Source organism: Pasteurella dagmatis, from assembly GCF_900186835.1.
In the GTDB taxonomy this organism is placed as follows: domain Bacteria; phylum Pseudomonadota; class Gammaproteobacteria; order Enterobacterales; family Pasteurellaceae; genus Pasteurella; species Pasteurella dagmatis.
In genome coordinates, this window is the sequence record NZ_LT906448.1 from 297,967 (window position 1) to 312,491 (window position 14,525).

The following is a 14,525-nucleotide window of genomic DNA, read 5'->3' on the forward strand; positions in this document are numbered from 1 at the left end:
AAATAACCGCACTTTTATGTGATTGAAAAGCAAGAGCCTGATAATTCTCAGGCTCTTTTATACTTAGTGATGATTATTTTAAAAGATCTTCATTTTTAGCGTGGACCCATTTACCTCGTTTTTTATCCATATATTGGAAATATTCGTTAGTAAATGTTCCTTGCGAGCAAGTCAGTTTATCTAGGCGTGAATTGACCTCTTTATTTTCTAAGGCTTTGATCAATGTTTTAGGACCTGTTAATGAAAATACGCCCCCATCAATACGCTTTTCTTCAATATTTTCAATAATAATATCTAGCGTTTCTTTTAAAAATGCATTGCCTTTGGCACTGGCTAAAAAGAAATTAGTATATAGACCACGACGGGTAATCACGACTTCAGTATCTTCTTCATCGATAATACTGTCTAAATTCCAGACAAGATGACCATCGATATCCATATAAATTCCTCCTTCATTATATAAGGTGAAAATACGCCAAAAGTCAGCTTGTGCAGCTCCATCAGTTAATTTGCTATATGCATTGTATGTGCGCTCATCGGCATTAGTTTTGATATATTCGTCACGAGCTTCGGTGCTTACATAGCGATATTCATAACTTGGAGATAATAAACGGTTAAATAAATAGTTACAGTAGACCGGTAAGGTCACTTTATTGCTGTAATTAGTCTGCCAAATCATACGGTTAATTTTGAGCTTTTTATTTGAGTGGCTTCTAGCAGGATCGAATTCGGGAATAGTGAAGCGTTTGCTTGGAAAGAGAGCGTGAAAAGGATAACTTAAGGTTTTGACAATATTACCTAATAAGCGAGTTGCGCCATTGGCAACAAGAATGAGATTTTTATTTGTAACTGGCTTTTGCATTGTGAAATTCCATTCCATTGTAATAAAGGATAATCAGTGCTACTTTATCATTTTATCAATGAAAGAACAAAATACTTATGCCCGATTTGACCAGATGTTTTATTAGAATTGGTGGGCGATACCGGTCTCGAACCAGTGACCCCCTCCTTGTAAGGGAGGTGCTCTCCCAACTGAGCTAATCGCCCTTCAGACTTTGCATACTTAATAGGTATAGCAAGTTACGAAGTGTTGTTTTGAGTCTAAGTGGTGGGCGATACCGGTCTCGAACCAGTGACCCCCTCCTTGTAAGGGAGGTGCTCTCCCAACTGAGCTAATCGCCCACTTGAGACTTAAAACATTGGGGGAACTTTATGAAATGGAATACTTAAAAGTGGTGGGCGATACCGGTCTCGAACCAGTGACCCCCTCCTTGTAAGGGAGGTGCTCTCCCAACTGAGCTAATCGCCCCTCATAAAATTCAATTACAACGTGGAATACTTTATTAAAAAGTGGTGGGCGATACCGGTCTCGAACCAGTGACCCCCTCCTTGTAAGGGAGGTGCTCTCCCAACTGAGCTAATCGCCCTGACGTTGTGAGGTGGCATTATAAATATTAGTTCTTTTCAGTCAACTAATTTTTTCAAAAAAATGTGTGTTTGTTTTAAAAGTAAGCATTAAATCACAAAAAACATTCGGAATTAGATGAACTCATAGTACAATACGACACAAATTTTTCGCAAAAATGAAATATGAGATAAAGGTTATATTATGAACTTAGAAGCATTATTTGATTTAGACCCGAATGTTAAAGTGCGTACTCGTTTTGCACCGAGTCCAACGGGCTATTTACACGTAGGTGGTGCAAGAACAGCATTATATTCTTGGTTATATGCAAAGCACCACAAAGGCGAATTTGTATTACGTATTGAAGATACTGATTTAGAACGTTCAACGCCAGAGGCAACAGCTGCAATTTTAGAAGGAATGGAATGGTTAAATTTAGGCTGGGAACATGGTCCTTACTTTCAAACTAAACGTTTTGAACGCTATAACCAAGTGATCGATCAAATGATCGAACAGGGTTTAGCATATCGTTGCTATTGCTCAAAAGAACGTTTAGAAGAGTTACGTCATACACAAGAACAAAATAAACAAAAGCCACGTTATGATCGTTATTGTTTACAAGATCACAATAACACACCTGATCAACCACATGTTGTCCGTTTTAAAAATCCAACTGAAGGTTCAGTTATCTTTGAAGATGCAGTGCGTGGACGTATTGAAATTAGTAATAGCGAATTAGATGATTTGATTATTCGTCGTACTGATGGTTCACCAACGTATAACTTTTGTGTGGTGGTGGACGACTGGGATATGGGGATTACACACGTTGTGCGTGGTGAAGATCATATCAATAATACTCCTCGTCAAATTAATATTTTGAAAGCATTAGGTGCGCCGATTCCAACTTATGCGCACGTTTCCATGATTAATGGTGATGATGGTCAGAAATTATCTAAGCGTCACGGCGCAGTAAGCGTAATGCAATATCGTGATGACGGTTATTTACCAGAAGCGTTATTAAACTATTTAGTTCGTTTAGGTTGGGGTCATGGTGACCAAGAAATTTTCTCTATTGAAGAAATGATTAACTTATTTGAGCTTGAAAGCGTAAGTAAGTCAGCAAGTGCGTTCAATACAGAAAAATTACTTTGGTTAAACCACCACTATATGCGTGAATTACCAGCAGAATATGTGGCTAAACATTTAGCATGGCATTATCAAAATCAAGGTATTGATACGTCAAATGGTCCAGCATTAGAAGAAATCGTGAAAATGTTGGCAGAACGTTGCAAAACATTAAAAGAAATGGCAACTGCAAGCCGTTATTTCTTTGAAGAGTTCGATAACTTTGACGAAGCAGCAGTGAAAAAACATTTCAAAGCGGTTGCAGTTGAGCCACTTGAAAAAGTGAAAGAAAAATTGACCGCACTTGAAAGCTGGGATCTACACAGTACGCATCAAGCAATTGAAGATACTGCGGCTGAGTTAGAGCTTGGTATGGGGAAAGTGGGAATGCCATTGCGTGTTGCTGTAACTGGTTCGGGCCAATCTCCATCAATGGATGTTACATTGGTAGGTATCGGCAGAGAACGCACACTTGCACGTATTCAAAAAGCGATTGATTTTATTAAAAATCAAGCTGTTTAATATTTGAACTTGTGGCGTAATATCATTAATTTGATATTGACAGCTAGCGTGGCGGAATTTATTATTACCGCCACGACATTTCTAATTTTGGGGATATAGCTCAGTTGGGAGAGCGCTTGAATGGCATTCAAGAGGTCGTCGGTTCGATCCCGATTATCTCCACCATCTTTTAAGCCTTAATTTTTGATTTAAAGCTTATTCTTTGATATTTCTGAAAATAAATTACCATTCATTTAGAAAAGCCTGTATAATGAAAAAGTTTTATTTTCTGTATTAGCGTGCGGCTATCAAAAGTAATTTTCCTCTTTTGAACACGTTTTCGGATGAAAAGTGCGGTAGAAAAAAGATTATTTTTGCTAGTCGCAATTTGGAAAGTAAAACAGCGTTTTTATTTTTAAGTTAATGAGTTTTTTGAATTTATTAGCTTGATTTATTTAATAAGGAAAACATTGTGAATCCAATTGTAAAACAATTTAAATATGGTCAGCATACCGTAACTTTAGAAACTGGTGCTATCGCACGTCAAGCAACAGCAGCAGTAATGGCGAGTATGGATGACACTACTGTTTTTGTCACAGTAGTTGCAAAAAAAGACGTGAAAGAAGGTCAAGACTTCTTCCCATTAACTGTTAATTATCAAGAGCGTACTTACGCAGCAGGTCGTATTCCCGGTGGTTTCTTCAAACGTGAAGGGCGTCCCTCTGAAGGTGAAACTTTAATCGCTCGTTTAATTGACCGTCCAATTCGTCCACTTTTCCCAGAAGGTTTCTATAACGAAATACAAATCGTTGCAACAGTGGTTTCTGTTAACCCACAAATTTGTCCTGACTTAGTGGCTATGATTGGTGCATCAGCTGCACTTTCATTATCAGGCGTGCCATTTAATGGTCCAATCGGTGCAGCACGTGTTGGTTTCATTGATAATCAATTTGTTCTTAACCCAACAATGAACGAGCAAAAACAAAGCCGTTTAGACTTAGTGGTTGCAGGTACAGATAAAGCAGTATTAATGGTTGAATCTGAAGCAGACGTATTAACTGAAGAACAAATGTTAGCTGCGGTTGTATTTGGTCATGAGCAACAACAAGTTGTGATTGAAGCAATTAAAGAATTTACAGCACAAGCTGGTAAACCACGTTGGGATTGGGTTGCTCCGGAGCCAAATACTGCATTAATTGAGAAAGTTAAAGCAATAGCTGAATCACGTTTAGGCGAAGCATATCGTATTACTGAAAAACAATCTCGCTATGAACAAATCGATGCAATCAAAGCTGATGTGATCGCACAAATCACTGCTGAAGTTGCAGAAGGCGAAGAAGTGAGTGAAGGTAAAATTATTGATATTTTCACCGCACTTGAAAGCCAAATCGTACGTGGTCGTATCTTAAATGGCGAACCTCGTATTGATGGTCGTACTGTTGATACAGTACGTGCATTAGATATTTGTACGGGCGTATTACCTCGTACTCACGGTTCTGCAATTTTTACTCGTGGTGAAACACAAGCTTTAGCTGTAGCGACTTTAGGTACTGAGCGTGACGCACAAATTATTGATGAATTAACTGGTGAGCGTTCAGATCATTTCTTATTCCATTACAATTTCCCTCCATATTCTGTTGGTGAAACTGGTATGATCGGTTCACCAAAACGCCGTGAGATTGGTCACGGTCGTTTAGCAAAACGTGGTGTAGCAGCGGTAATGCCAACATTGGCTGAGTTTCCATATGTTGTACGTGTCGTGTCTGAAATTACTGAGTCAAATGGTTCATCTTCTATGGCGTCAGTATGCGGTGCATCATTAGCATTAATGGATGCAGGTGTACCAATTAAAGCTGCTGTTGCAGGTATCGCAATGGGATTGGTGAAAGAAGATGAAAAATTCGTTGTACTTTCAGATATCTTAGGTGATGAAGACCACTTGGGTGATATGGACTTTAAAGTTGCAGGAACACGTCAAGGTGTTACCGCACTTCAAATGGATATCAAAATTGAAGGTATTACAGCAGAAATTATGCAAATAGCATTGAATCAAGCGAAAAGTGCTCGCTTACATATTTTAGGTGTAATGGAACAAGCAATTCCAGCACCTCGTGCAGATATTTCTGATTTTGCTCCACGTATTTACACAATGAAGATCGATCCTAAGAAAATCAAAGATGTGATTGGTAAAGGTGGTGCAACCATTCGTGCATTAACCGAAGAAACAGGTACTTCAATTGATATTGATGATGACGGCACAGTGAAAATTGCTGCAGTAGATGCAAACTCAGCGAAAGATGTAATGGCTCGTATTGAAGACATTACAGCTGAAGTTGAAGCAGGTGCTGTGTACAAAGGTAAAGTAACACGTTTAGCTGATTTTGGTGCCTTTGTTTCTATTGTTGGGAATAAAGAAGGTTTAGTTCATATTTCACAAATTGCAGAAGAACGTGTTGAAAAAGTGAGTGACTATCTTGCAGTTGGTCAAGAAGTGAGTGTGAAAGTGGTCGAAATTGATCGCCAAGGTCGTATCCGCTTAACAATGAAAGAGATTGCGCCAAAACAGGAGCCGGCTACTGAAGTTGCAGAAGATGTAGTAGCAGAAGAACAGGCGTAGTTTTAGAGAGAGTTACAGTACTCAATGATTGGGTACTGTAATTTTTTACTCTGACAAGCACAAGACTGTGCTTTAAGGCTATTCTGAGATGATACAACGTCGAAAGTTGTTTAATTTCATCGTATTTTTACCTTGTTTGATTTTATGTCTTGCAGGTTGCGTGAATGAGAATCACGTCTTTATGAAAGACAATAAAATTATAGTCGGTGAAACAAGTCCTAATGATCACATCGATCATGAAATGATGATTGCCCAGATTAGCGATGTTTTACTTGTCAGTAAGTTGAAAAAAGAAGAGCGTGCGATTTTACATTTTGAGCGCGGTGTACTTTACGATAGCTTAGGTTTATGGACTTTAGCACGTTTTAATTTTCAACAAGCATTGGCGCTGTATCCTAAATTGGCATCAGCGTTTAATTATTTAGGCTTATATTTATTATTGGATCAAGATTATGAAACTTCATTAGAAGCCTTTAATATGGTCTTTGAACTTGATCCGAAGTATGAATATGCCTTTCTCAATCGAGGATTGAACTTTCATTACGTTGAACGTTATGAATTAGCTCATCAGGATTTTCTTCAATTTTATCAATTAGATAAATCAGATCCTTATCGTGTTTTATGGTTATATTTCAATGAGCTAAAACGTAACCCAAAAGAGGCTAAGCAAAATTTAGCTTTGCGTGCTAACTTGCTCAATCACGAACTGTGGGGGACGTATATTGTTCAATATTATTTGGGAAATTTGTCAGTCGAAGAATTGTTAACTAAAGCACAACAATTTACGCAATCTAGCTCAGCAAAGAGTGCTGAAGTTTTGACTGAAACTTATTTTTATCTAGCAAAACAACAACTCAATTTAGGTCAAGTTGATAAAGCGGAAACGCTATTTAAACTGGCCGTCGCAAACCAAGTGTATAACTTCGTTGAGTACCGTTTTGCGTTGTTTGAACTAATGAAATTGAAGCAAGGTTCAAACCAAAAATAGCGTGATACGCTATTGGCTGTTGTGAAACGTGCAGACGAACAACATAATTACACTAGCTCACGGCTGAGTGAGCTTTTCTTTTTTACTTTAGAGTATTTTTAATGACTGAAACAACAATAACTTTCAATGATTTAGGCTTGCCTGAATTTTTACTTGATGCTGTATCTGATCTCGGTTTCGAGACCCCATCTCCAATCCAACAAACCTGTATTCCATATCTTTTAGATGGTAACGATGTGCTTGGTATGGCACAGACAGGTAGTGGTAAAACAGCAGCGTTTTCTCTTCCTTTATTAGCACAAATTGATTTAGATAAGAAATATCCACAAATGTTGGTAATGGCACCAACGCGAGAGCTTGCTATTCAAGTAGCCGATGCTTGTGAGCAATTCTGCAAATATGCGAAAAATACAAGAATAGTGACTCTTTATGGCGGTCAACGCTATGACATTCAATTACGAGCTTTAAAACAAGGCGCACAGGTGGTTGTAGGAACCCCTGGTCGTATTTTAGATCATATTCGTCGTGGCACATTAGATCTATCTAATTTGCGTTTTATGGTGTTAGATGAAGCAGATGAAATGTTACGTATGGGCTTTATTGACGATGTTGAAACGGTAATGGCTGAATTACCAGAAGAACATCAAACAGCGCTTTTCTCGGCAACAATGCCAGAGCCAATTCGCCGCATCACAAAACGTTTTATGAAAGATCCTAAAGAGATCAAAATTAAATCAACTCAAACAACTAATCCTGATATCACACAAAGCTGTTGGTATGTTCACGGTTTCCGTAAAAATGATGCATTATTACGTTTCTTAGAGGTAGAAAACTTCGATGCGGCAATTATTTTTACTCGTACCAAAACAGGTACACTTGATGTGACTGAATTGCTTGAAAAACACGGTTTCCGTGCAGCTGCATTAAACGGTGATATGACACAGCAATTACGTGAGCAAACATTAGAGCGTTTAAGAAATGGCAGCTTAGATATTCTTGTTGCAACAGATGTTGCAGCACGTGGTTTAGATGTTGAGCGTATTAGCTTAGTTGTGAACTATGATATTCCATTAGATGCAGAATCTTACGTTCACCGTATTGGGCGTACAGGTCGTGCGGGCCGTACAGGTCGTGCATTGTTATTTGTTGAACCAAGAGAGCGTCGTTTATTGCGTAATATTGAGCATTTGACCAAGAAACCAATTACTGAGGTTGAAGTACCAAACCACGAAGTGTTACAAGCTTGTCGTCGTGAGAAATTCAAAGCAAAAATTACCGTGCAACTTGAACATCACGATTTAGAACTCTATCGTAGTTTATTGGAAGATATGTTTACCGCAGATCAAGATCAAGAAGATATTGCAGCGGCAATGTTGATGCTTTTACAAGGTAAACAAAAGTTAATTCTTCCACCAGATCCAATTATTGATCGTAAAACCTCACGTGAGCGAAATGATCGTCGTGAGCGTGGTGGCCGTGAAAACCCTCGTTCCGCTGAGCGTCGTGGTTATGGCAATCCACAACCAATGGACTTATACCGTATTGAAGTGGGCCGTTTAGATGGTGTTGAAGTACGACATATCGTTGGTGCAATTGCGAATGAAGGTGATATCAATAGCCGTTATATTGGTCATATTAAGCTTTATGATGATCACTCAACCATTGAGTTACCACAAGGTATGCCAAAAGAATTATTAAATATTTTTGGAAAGGCTCGTGTGATGAACAAACAAATGCAAATGTCATTTGTAAGTGCAGTAAATGGTGGTGGAAACCGAGAACGTGATGATTTTGGTGGTGACCGTCGTGGCAGTAAACGTAAAGGTCGTGGCGAAGAGCCTCGCTTCGGTCGTGAAGATCGTAAATTCAAAGAGAAAGGTAACCGTTCATTTAATGAGCGTCCACGTAGAGAGCGTCGAGAACGTAAAAAATAGCGTGTTTAGTTTTATTCTAGACAGATAGCACTAGTTAAGTGCGGTCGATTTTTCAGAAATTTAGAAAAATTGGCCGCACTTTTTTAATTTGTGTATTTTTTATTTAGTCGTTAAAATGCCCTAAATTTGTAGTTAGGTAATATTAGAGAGGTCATTTGAAAGGATTATTTCTACGTATTATTGCAATCTTCGCCTTATTCCTATGGGCGATAGATATGGTGTTCCCTTGGCAATCTATTATGCAATCGGAAGAAAACCGATATACTGCGATTCAATCAAGAGGTAAACTCGTGGTCGGGACGATCAATAACCCGATTTCTTATTTTATTGATCATTCAGGACAAGCTGCTGGCTTAGAATATGAATTGAGTAAAGCATTTGCTGATTACCTCAATGTTGAGTTGGAGATTTTACCAATGTCGAATGGGGATGAACTATTCAAAGCGTTGGGTAATAACGAAATTGATATTGCAGCAGCTAACTTATTGTATCAACCGAAAAAGCTTGAGCAGTTTCAAGTTGGGCCAACTTACTATTCAGCCTCTTGGCAACTAGTTTATCGTAAAGGTACTGAACGCCCACGCCATTTAGGTCAGTTGAAAGGCAAGCTAGGCATTACTTCTGGTTCAGAATTGACCGCACTTTTACAGGAAGCAAAAGAAAAATATCCAGAGTTGGTTTGGTCAGTGAATGACAAGCTAACTCCTGAAGAATTACTTATCCAAATGGCAAATGGCAAAATTGATTATGTGATTGCCAATTCTATTGATGTATCTGCTGTGCAGCAGATTAAGCCAAATGTGGCGGTAGCATTTGATTTAACTGATGAGTCAACGGTGCATTGGTATTTACCAAGCAATTCATATAGCGAGCTTCAAGCTTCTTTATTGGATTTCATGAATAAGGCTATCGAAACAGGATTGGTTGCACGTATTGAAGAAAAATACTTTAATCATTTAACTCAATTTGACTATGTGGACACTCGTAGCTATCTAAAGGCAATTGATACTGTATTACCCAAGTATGCTCCGATTTTTGAAAAATATAAAGGGGATTTAGATTGGCGTTTATTAGCTGCAATTGCGTATCAAGAATCTCACTGGAACCCTGATGCGACATCGCCCACAGGCGTACGTGGTATGATGATGCTGACTAAAGCTACTGCAGAGCGAATGAAAATTGCAGATCGAACTGATCCAGAACAAAGTATTAAAGCAGGTTCTGATTATTTACATTGGCTTATTACGCAAATGCCTGATACTATCAATCATGAAGAACGTATTTGGTTTGCTTTAGCTGCTTATAATATGGGACTTGGGCATTTGCTTGATGCTCGTCGTTTGACAAAAAATTTAGGCGGTGATCCAGATAATTGGTTAGATGTGAAAAAGAACCTTCCATTATTGGCAGAAAAACGTTATTACACTAATTTGAAATATGGGTATGCACGAGGTTATGAAGCGTTCCATTATGTTGAGAATATTCGCCGCTATATGAATAGCATTGTGAATTATTACCGTATTCAACAAAATAAGCCAGAAGACTCTGAGGAAATCAATAGCGTGGAACAATCGCAAAATACTCAGAAGCAAGAGGCTGCTACATTACAATAAAAATAAAGAGGGAAGTATGGCAAGAAGGAAAACTTTTTTAAAGACAACAAAAAAATTGTATCGTTTATCACAAGGTCGAGCATTACGATTAAAACGTGTGAAACAACGTAAAGCACGTTTACTAGCAAGACACGCACTACAATTTGTAGTACAAGATATTTAATATTTATATTGAAACACAAGCAGATAAACATGGAGAAGGATGTAATTTCTTCTCCATGTTTTTTATCTGATTAGTGGAATAATCTACGTTGTTTGGGCCTTAAACGTTTAAATTGGCTTAGAGTGATAACGGCTAGTATGAGTGTATAAAGCACAAATACCACAACAATCCATTGTACCATTGAGAAACCTAAAAAGTGCCAGCTTACCTCTGTGCAAGAACCTGTAGGGTGAAACATGGCAGGAATCCATTTATCTAATGGTAAGGTTTGAGGAAACTCTGCAAAGGCAGAGCATTGTTTCCAAGGTGCGGGATAAAGTTGGATATCTAAATGCTCTAATGCCAGTAATAAACCTTTTATTGCTCCCCACAATCCAATCGCTAATGCGAATAAACGTAATAACATTGACTGTGGGTAAATCATTCCAATTAAACCTGCGAAAATAATGCCTAAAAGCGCAACGCGCTCATAAATACACATCACACAAGGTTGTAAACCCATTCCATATTGAAAGTAAAGTGCGGTTGCTTCTAGTAATATTCCTGATAGGCTTAACAGGAACCATCCGCCTCGTTGAGTTGAGAGTATTTTGAAATAAGTCAGCATTATTTTCCCTCTTTGCTTAGACCACTTTGATTAAGCCTAATTGAGTCAGTATAACAGTTAGCTCGGGTAAAAAGAATTCCACTGCAAATAAACCGACTAATGACAAAACAATTGTGTAAGGTAATGCCATAACTACCATTCTACCGTAAGATAGGCGAATTAATGGTGCCAATGAGGAGGTCAATAAGAATAAGAATGCAGCTTGTCCATTTGGTGTTGCAACTGATGGCAAGTTAGTACCTGTATTAATTGCCACTGCAAGTAATTCATATTGATTTTGTGAAATTAAACCTGCTTGTAATGCTGCTTTGGTTTCATTGATATACACTGTTGCAACAAATACATTATCTGAAATCGCAGAAAGTAAACCATTAAATACATAGAACAACATTAATTGTGTGCTTTCTGATGCTGCTAATACAAATTGGATAATTGGACCAAAAAGATGTTGATCTATAATTACAGCCACTACTGAGAAGAAAACCACTAACAATGCTGTAAATGGCAAAGATTCTTGGAACGCTTTACCAAGAGCATGTTCGCTCGTGATACCACATAACGATGTTGTCAAAATTATTACAGTTAAACCAATGATCCCCACTGCTGCTAAGTGGAAGGCTAAACCTATGATTAGCCAAATTCCGACTAATGCTTGCACTACTAATTTTAAGCGGTCTTGTTTCGTCATTTTTTGTTGGTTATTGCGATCAAATTTTGCTAATACACCCCATACTTTACGAGGAAGTTTAGCGCCATAACCGAAAATGGCGAATTTTTCTAATAATACACAAGTCAATAAGCCACAGACTAACGTTGGTAATGTAACAGGCAACATACGCAAGAAAAATTCGACAAATCCCCATTGCGCTTGTTCTGCAATAATTAAGTTTTGTGGCTCACCTACCATTGTCATTACGCCACCTAAAGCCGTACCAACACCTGCGTGCATCATTAGACTACGTAAAAAGGCACGGAATTGCTCTAACGTTTCTTTATTACTACCAATGCGCTCATCGCTTGTAATATCTGTTGAGTCAGTAAATGAGCTACCTGATGCGACTTTATGATAAACACCATAAAAACCCATCCCTACGCTAATAATTACCGCAACAACAGTTAATGCATCAAGGAAGGCGGATAAGAAGGCTGCACTTAAACAGAAAGAGAATGAGAGGATTATCTTAGAACGAATAGAAAGGAGTAGTTTTGTAAACACAAATAGCAATAATTGTTTCATGAAATAGATACCTGCCACCATAAAGATTAATAGCAGGATTACCTCGAAATTTGCCAAAATTTCAGCTTTTACATGATCCGGATGTGTCATTCCGATCGCAACAGCTTCAAGTGCTAATAAGCCACCAGGTTGTAATGGGTAACATTTTAGTGCCATTGCGAGAGTGAGAATAAATTCAGCAACTAATAACCAACCAGCTAAAAAGGGACTTACGAAAAAGAAAATAATTGGATTGATAATTAAAAATACAACAATTGCAATTTTGTACCAATCAGGGCTTGTTCCTAAAAAGTTTTTTAGGAATGCTTGAGAATAACTCATTTGTACTACCACCTTAAGTTAATATTAATTTTTAGAAAATTTTAAATATAATTATGGAATAATTGTAATATATACTGCTTTGAACGATAATACCTAATGTAACTATTTTGTTAGCTACATCACATTTTAAATTTTTAAATTAGAAGAAACGTATGAATAACGATCAACCAATCTTAAAAGCACAGAGTCCGGCTGGTTTAGCGGAAGAGTATATCGTCAGAAGTATCTGGAATAACCATTTTCCGCCAGGTTCCGATTTACCTGCTGAACGAGAATTAGCGGAAAAAATTGGTGTAACACGCACAACATTGCGTGAGGTATTGCAGCGTTTAGCTCGTGATGGCTGGTTAAATATCCAACATGGTAAGCCAACAAAAGTAAACGATATTTGGGAAACATCGGGCTTGAACATTTTAGAAGTGCTAATTCGCTTAGATAGCACCAAACTGCCAAGCTTGATTTCGAATGTGTTATCAGCAAGAACAAACATTTCTGCAATTTATATTCAAAAAGCTTTTAAATTAGAGCCTGAAAAGTCTTTAGTGCTATTTGATAATTTAGATTCATTGGAAGATACAGCAGAAGCTTATACAGAGTTTGACTATGATTTATTCCGTAAATTAGCCTTTACTTCTGATAATCCAGTTTATGGTTTAATTTTAAACAGCCTAAAAAAATTATATACTCGTGTGGGGGTGTTTTATTTCTCTAACCCAGAAGCACGTATATTAGCGAAGAACTTTTATAGCGCATTAAGAGAGCTTTGCAAAACGCAACGTTTAGATGAGGTGAAAGACTGTATCCGTCAATACGGAAAAGACAGTGGCGTTATTTGGGTGAATATGCAAGCGTTTTTACCAGAGAATTTTGTTCAGTAATATTGGCAAAATTTTCGAAAAAGTGACCGCACTTTAAACGGTCTTAAGGTCTGCACTTAAGTATTTTACAAATATATAAGTGCAGATTTTTTATTGCTCTAAATCCTAAATAAAGTGGGGTATTCACATTTGTAATTCAAGCGTACTAGGGTTTTTATAGGGAAATTTTTCGGGCTTTGTACGCTAAAGAGTTCATCGCCAATTTGAACTTGATATTGGCAATACGGCCCTAAAAAGCGTTTTTTCACAATAATACAGCTACTATTATCGTCCTGATGAATTTGGAAACTCTGTGGGCGGACAAGCCAATGAACAGTTGAGCCAACCGGGATTGGGTCACCGTCGGAAAACGTTAAGGATTGAGTAAATTGATAATCGCCAATCGGTGACGTAAAGCCGTACTCTGAAGTGGCTTTGCAAGTTAAGTAATTTACATTTCCTAAAAATTCAGCTACGAATTTATTCACTGGTATTTGATAAAGACTAGCGGCATCGCCAACTTGGACGATCTTTCCTTTATCCATAATCGCAAGTTTGTCTGCGAAGGCAAATGCCTCTTCTTTACTATGTGTCACAAAAATAGCTGGGATTTGTTGGCTAGTTAGGATCTCTTTAATCTCATCTATCATTTGATAACGCACTTGGCTATCAATATTTGAAAATGGCTCATCGAGTAAAAGTAAGCGAGGTTTACAAGCCAGTGCTCTAGCAATAGCCACACGTTGTTGCTGACCTCCAGATAATTCGTAAGGATAGCGATCTAATAACCCAGTTAAACGAACAAGTGCGGTCATTCTTTCGATAATTTTTTGTTTCTCGACGGCACTTTTTTGATGTAAGCCAAAGGCGATGTTTTCTCTGACAGTTAAATGTGGGAAAAGTGCATAGTCTTGAAAAATCACTCCAATTTGACGTTTTTCAACTGGTAGTTTGGCAAGGTTTTGGTTACCAAATAAAATTTCACCTTGCTGAATTTCCTGTAAACCTGCAATGGCTTTTAATAATGTTGTTTTGCCACAACCACTGGCTCCGAGCAGACATAAAACTTCATTGCGCTCCATCTGTAAGTCTAAATTTTGTAGGACGTTTTCGCTATTATAACCACAGCTAAGTTGAGAGATTTGTAATATATTCAT

General features: G+C 37.9%; 11 protein-coding genes and 5 tRNA genes. 8 read left to right on the forward strand and 8 right to left on the reverse strand.

Translation table 11 applies throughout. The features are described from left to right. Positions 1-73 precede the first annotated feature (73 nt). The 5 genes from CKV78_RS01495 to CKV78_RS01515 all read right to left on the reverse strand — a co-directional run bounded on the left by CKV78_RS01495 (position 74) and on the right by CKV78_RS01515 (position 1,427). Entirely contained in the window at positions 74-862 is a 789-nt protein-coding gene (locus CKV78_RS01495; protein ID WP_032855636.1) for a glycosyltransferase family 32 protein, read from the reverse strand. Between the two features lie 109 nt (positions 863-971). Beyond that, positions 972-1,047, reverse strand: a tRNA-Val gene (locus tag CKV78_RS01500). A gap of 59 nt (positions 1,048-1,106) precedes the next feature. After that, positions 1,107-1,182 (reverse strand) — tRNA-Val (locus CKV78_RS01505). A 51-nt stretch (positions 1,183-1,233) separates the two neighbouring features. Further along, a tRNA-Val gene (locus CKV78_RS01510) sits at positions 1,234-1,309 on the reverse strand. Positions 1,310-1,351: 42 nt separating this feature from the next. Next, positions 1,352-1,427: transfer RNA gene (locus CKV78_RS01515), tRNA-Val, on the reverse strand. Between the two features lie 182 nt (positions 1,428-1,609). On the opposite strand from CKV78_RS01515, the gene gltX reads away from it, so the two are divergent. The 7 genes from gltX to CKV78_RS10520 all read left to right on the forward strand — a co-directional run bounded on the left by gltX (position 1,610) and on the right by CKV78_RS10520 (position 10,346). Next, positions 1,610-3,052 carry a glutamate--tRNA ligase gene (gltX, locus tag CKV78_RS01520; RefSeq protein WP_005764743.1) on the forward strand — a complete coding sequence of 481 codons (1,443 nt, stop codon included), beginning with the start codon at positions 1,610-1,612 and terminating at the stop codon, positions 3,050-3,052. Between the two features lie 89 nt (positions 3,053-3,141). Further along, positions 3,142-3,217 (forward strand) — tRNA-Ala (locus CKV78_RS01525). Between the two features lie 286 nt (positions 3,218-3,503). After that, positions 3,504-5,648, forward strand: coding sequence for a polyribonucleotide nucleotidyltransferase (gene pnp / locus CKV78_RS01530; protein ID WP_095075276.1), 2,145 nt, complete (start codon positions 3,504-3,506; stop codon positions 5,646-5,648). An 88-nt stretch (positions 5,649-5,736) separates the two neighbouring features. Next, a complete protein-coding gene (gene nlpI, locus CKV78_RS01535; protein WP_081442241.1) occupies positions 5,737-6,636 on the forward strand; it encodes a lipoprotein NlpI in 900 nt (299 codons plus the stop codon). A 101-nt stretch (positions 6,637-6,737) separates the two neighbouring features. After that, entirely contained in the window at positions 6,738-8,570 is a 1,833-nt protein-coding gene (locus CKV78_RS01540; protein ID WP_005764736.1) for a DEAD/DEAH box helicase, read from the forward strand. 155 nt (positions 8,571-8,725) lie between these two features. Further along, positions 8,726-10,183 carry a membrane-bound lytic murein transglycosylase MltF gene (mltF, locus tag CKV78_RS01545; protein WP_005764734.1) on the forward strand — a complete coding sequence of 486 codons (1,458 nt, stop codon included), beginning with the start codon at positions 8,726-8,728 and terminating at the stop codon, positions 10,181-10,183. Positions 10,184-10,199: 16 nt separating this feature from the next. Continuing rightward, a complete protein-coding gene (locus tag CKV78_RS10520; RefSeq protein WP_167373136.1) occupies positions 10,200-10,346 on the forward strand; it encodes a hypothetical protein in 147 nt (48 codons plus the stop codon). Positions 10,347-10,416: 70 nt separating this feature from the next. Here the strand turns inward: CKV78_RS10520 and dsbB are convergent, their stop codons facing one another. Together dsbB and nhaB are read right to left on the reverse strand one after the other, a co-directional pair. Continuing rightward, the gene (gene dsbB, locus CKV78_RS01550; RefSeq protein WP_005764732.1) at positions 10,417-10,953 is read right to left on the reverse strand and encodes a disulfide bond formation protein DsbB; all 537 of its coding nucleotides are present in this window, start codon (positions 10,951-10,953) and stop codon (positions 10,417-10,419) included. 16 nt (positions 10,954-10,969) lie between these two features. Further along, positions 10,970-12,511, reverse strand: coding sequence for a Na(+)/H(+) antiporter NhaB (gene nhaB, locus CKV78_RS01555; protein ID WP_032855635.1), 1,542 nt, complete (start codon positions 12,509-12,511; stop codon positions 10,970-10,972). 152 nt (positions 12,512-12,663) lie between these two features. Between nhaB and fadR the strand changes: the two genes are divergently transcribed. Then, positions 12,664-13,389, forward strand: a complete 726-nt coding sequence (gene fadR, locus CKV78_RS01560) for a fatty acid metabolism transcriptional regulator FadR (RefSeq protein ID WP_005764728.1) — start codon at positions 12,664-12,666, stop codon at positions 13,387-13,389. A 98-nt stretch (positions 13,390-13,487) separates the two neighbouring features. Here fadR and CKV78_RS01565 read toward each other — a convergent pair whose 3' ends face one another. Next, on the reverse strand, positions 13,488-14,525 hold the full coding sequence (locus CKV78_RS01565) for an ABC transporter ATP-binding protein (protein ID WP_005764726.1): 1,038 nt from the start codon (positions 14,523-14,525) through the stop codon (positions 13,488-13,490).

Bases quoted from the DNA above. Each gene is read 5' to 3' on its own strand.
- CKV78_RS01495 (WP_032855636.1), bottom strand. From the start codon at position 862: ATGCAAAAGCCAGTTACAAATAAAAATCTCATTCTTGTTGCCAATGGC.
- CKV78_RS01565 (WP_005764726.1), bottom strand. From the start codon at position 14,525: ATGAATATATTACAAATCTCTCAACTTAGCTGTGGTTATAATAGCGAA.
- gltX (WP_005764743.1), top strand. From the start codon at position 1,610: ATGAACTTAGAAGCATTATTTGATTTAGACCCGAATGTTAAAGTGCGT.
- nhaB (WP_032855635.1), bottom strand. From the start codon at position 12,511: ATGAGTTATTCTCAAGCATTCCTAAAAAACTTTTTAGGAACAAGCCCT.
- nlpI (WP_081442241.1), top strand. From the start codon at position 5,737: ATGATACAACGTCGAAAGTTGTTTAATTTCATCGTATTTTTACCTTGT.
- fadR (WP_005764728.1), top strand. From the start codon at position 12,664: ATGAATAACGATCAACCAATCTTAAAAGCACAGAGTCCGGCTGGTTTA.
- CKV78_RS10520 (WP_167373136.1), top strand. From the start codon at position 10,200: ATGGCAAGAAGGAAAACTTTTTTAAAGACAACAAAAAAATTGTATCGT.
- CKV78_RS01540 (WP_005764736.1), top strand. From the start codon at position 6,738: ATGACTGAAACAACAATAACTTTCAATGATTTAGGCTTGCCTGAATTT.
- dsbB (WP_005764732.1), bottom strand. From the start codon at position 10,953: ATGCTGACTTATTTCAAAATACTCTCAACTCAACGAGGCGGATGGTTC.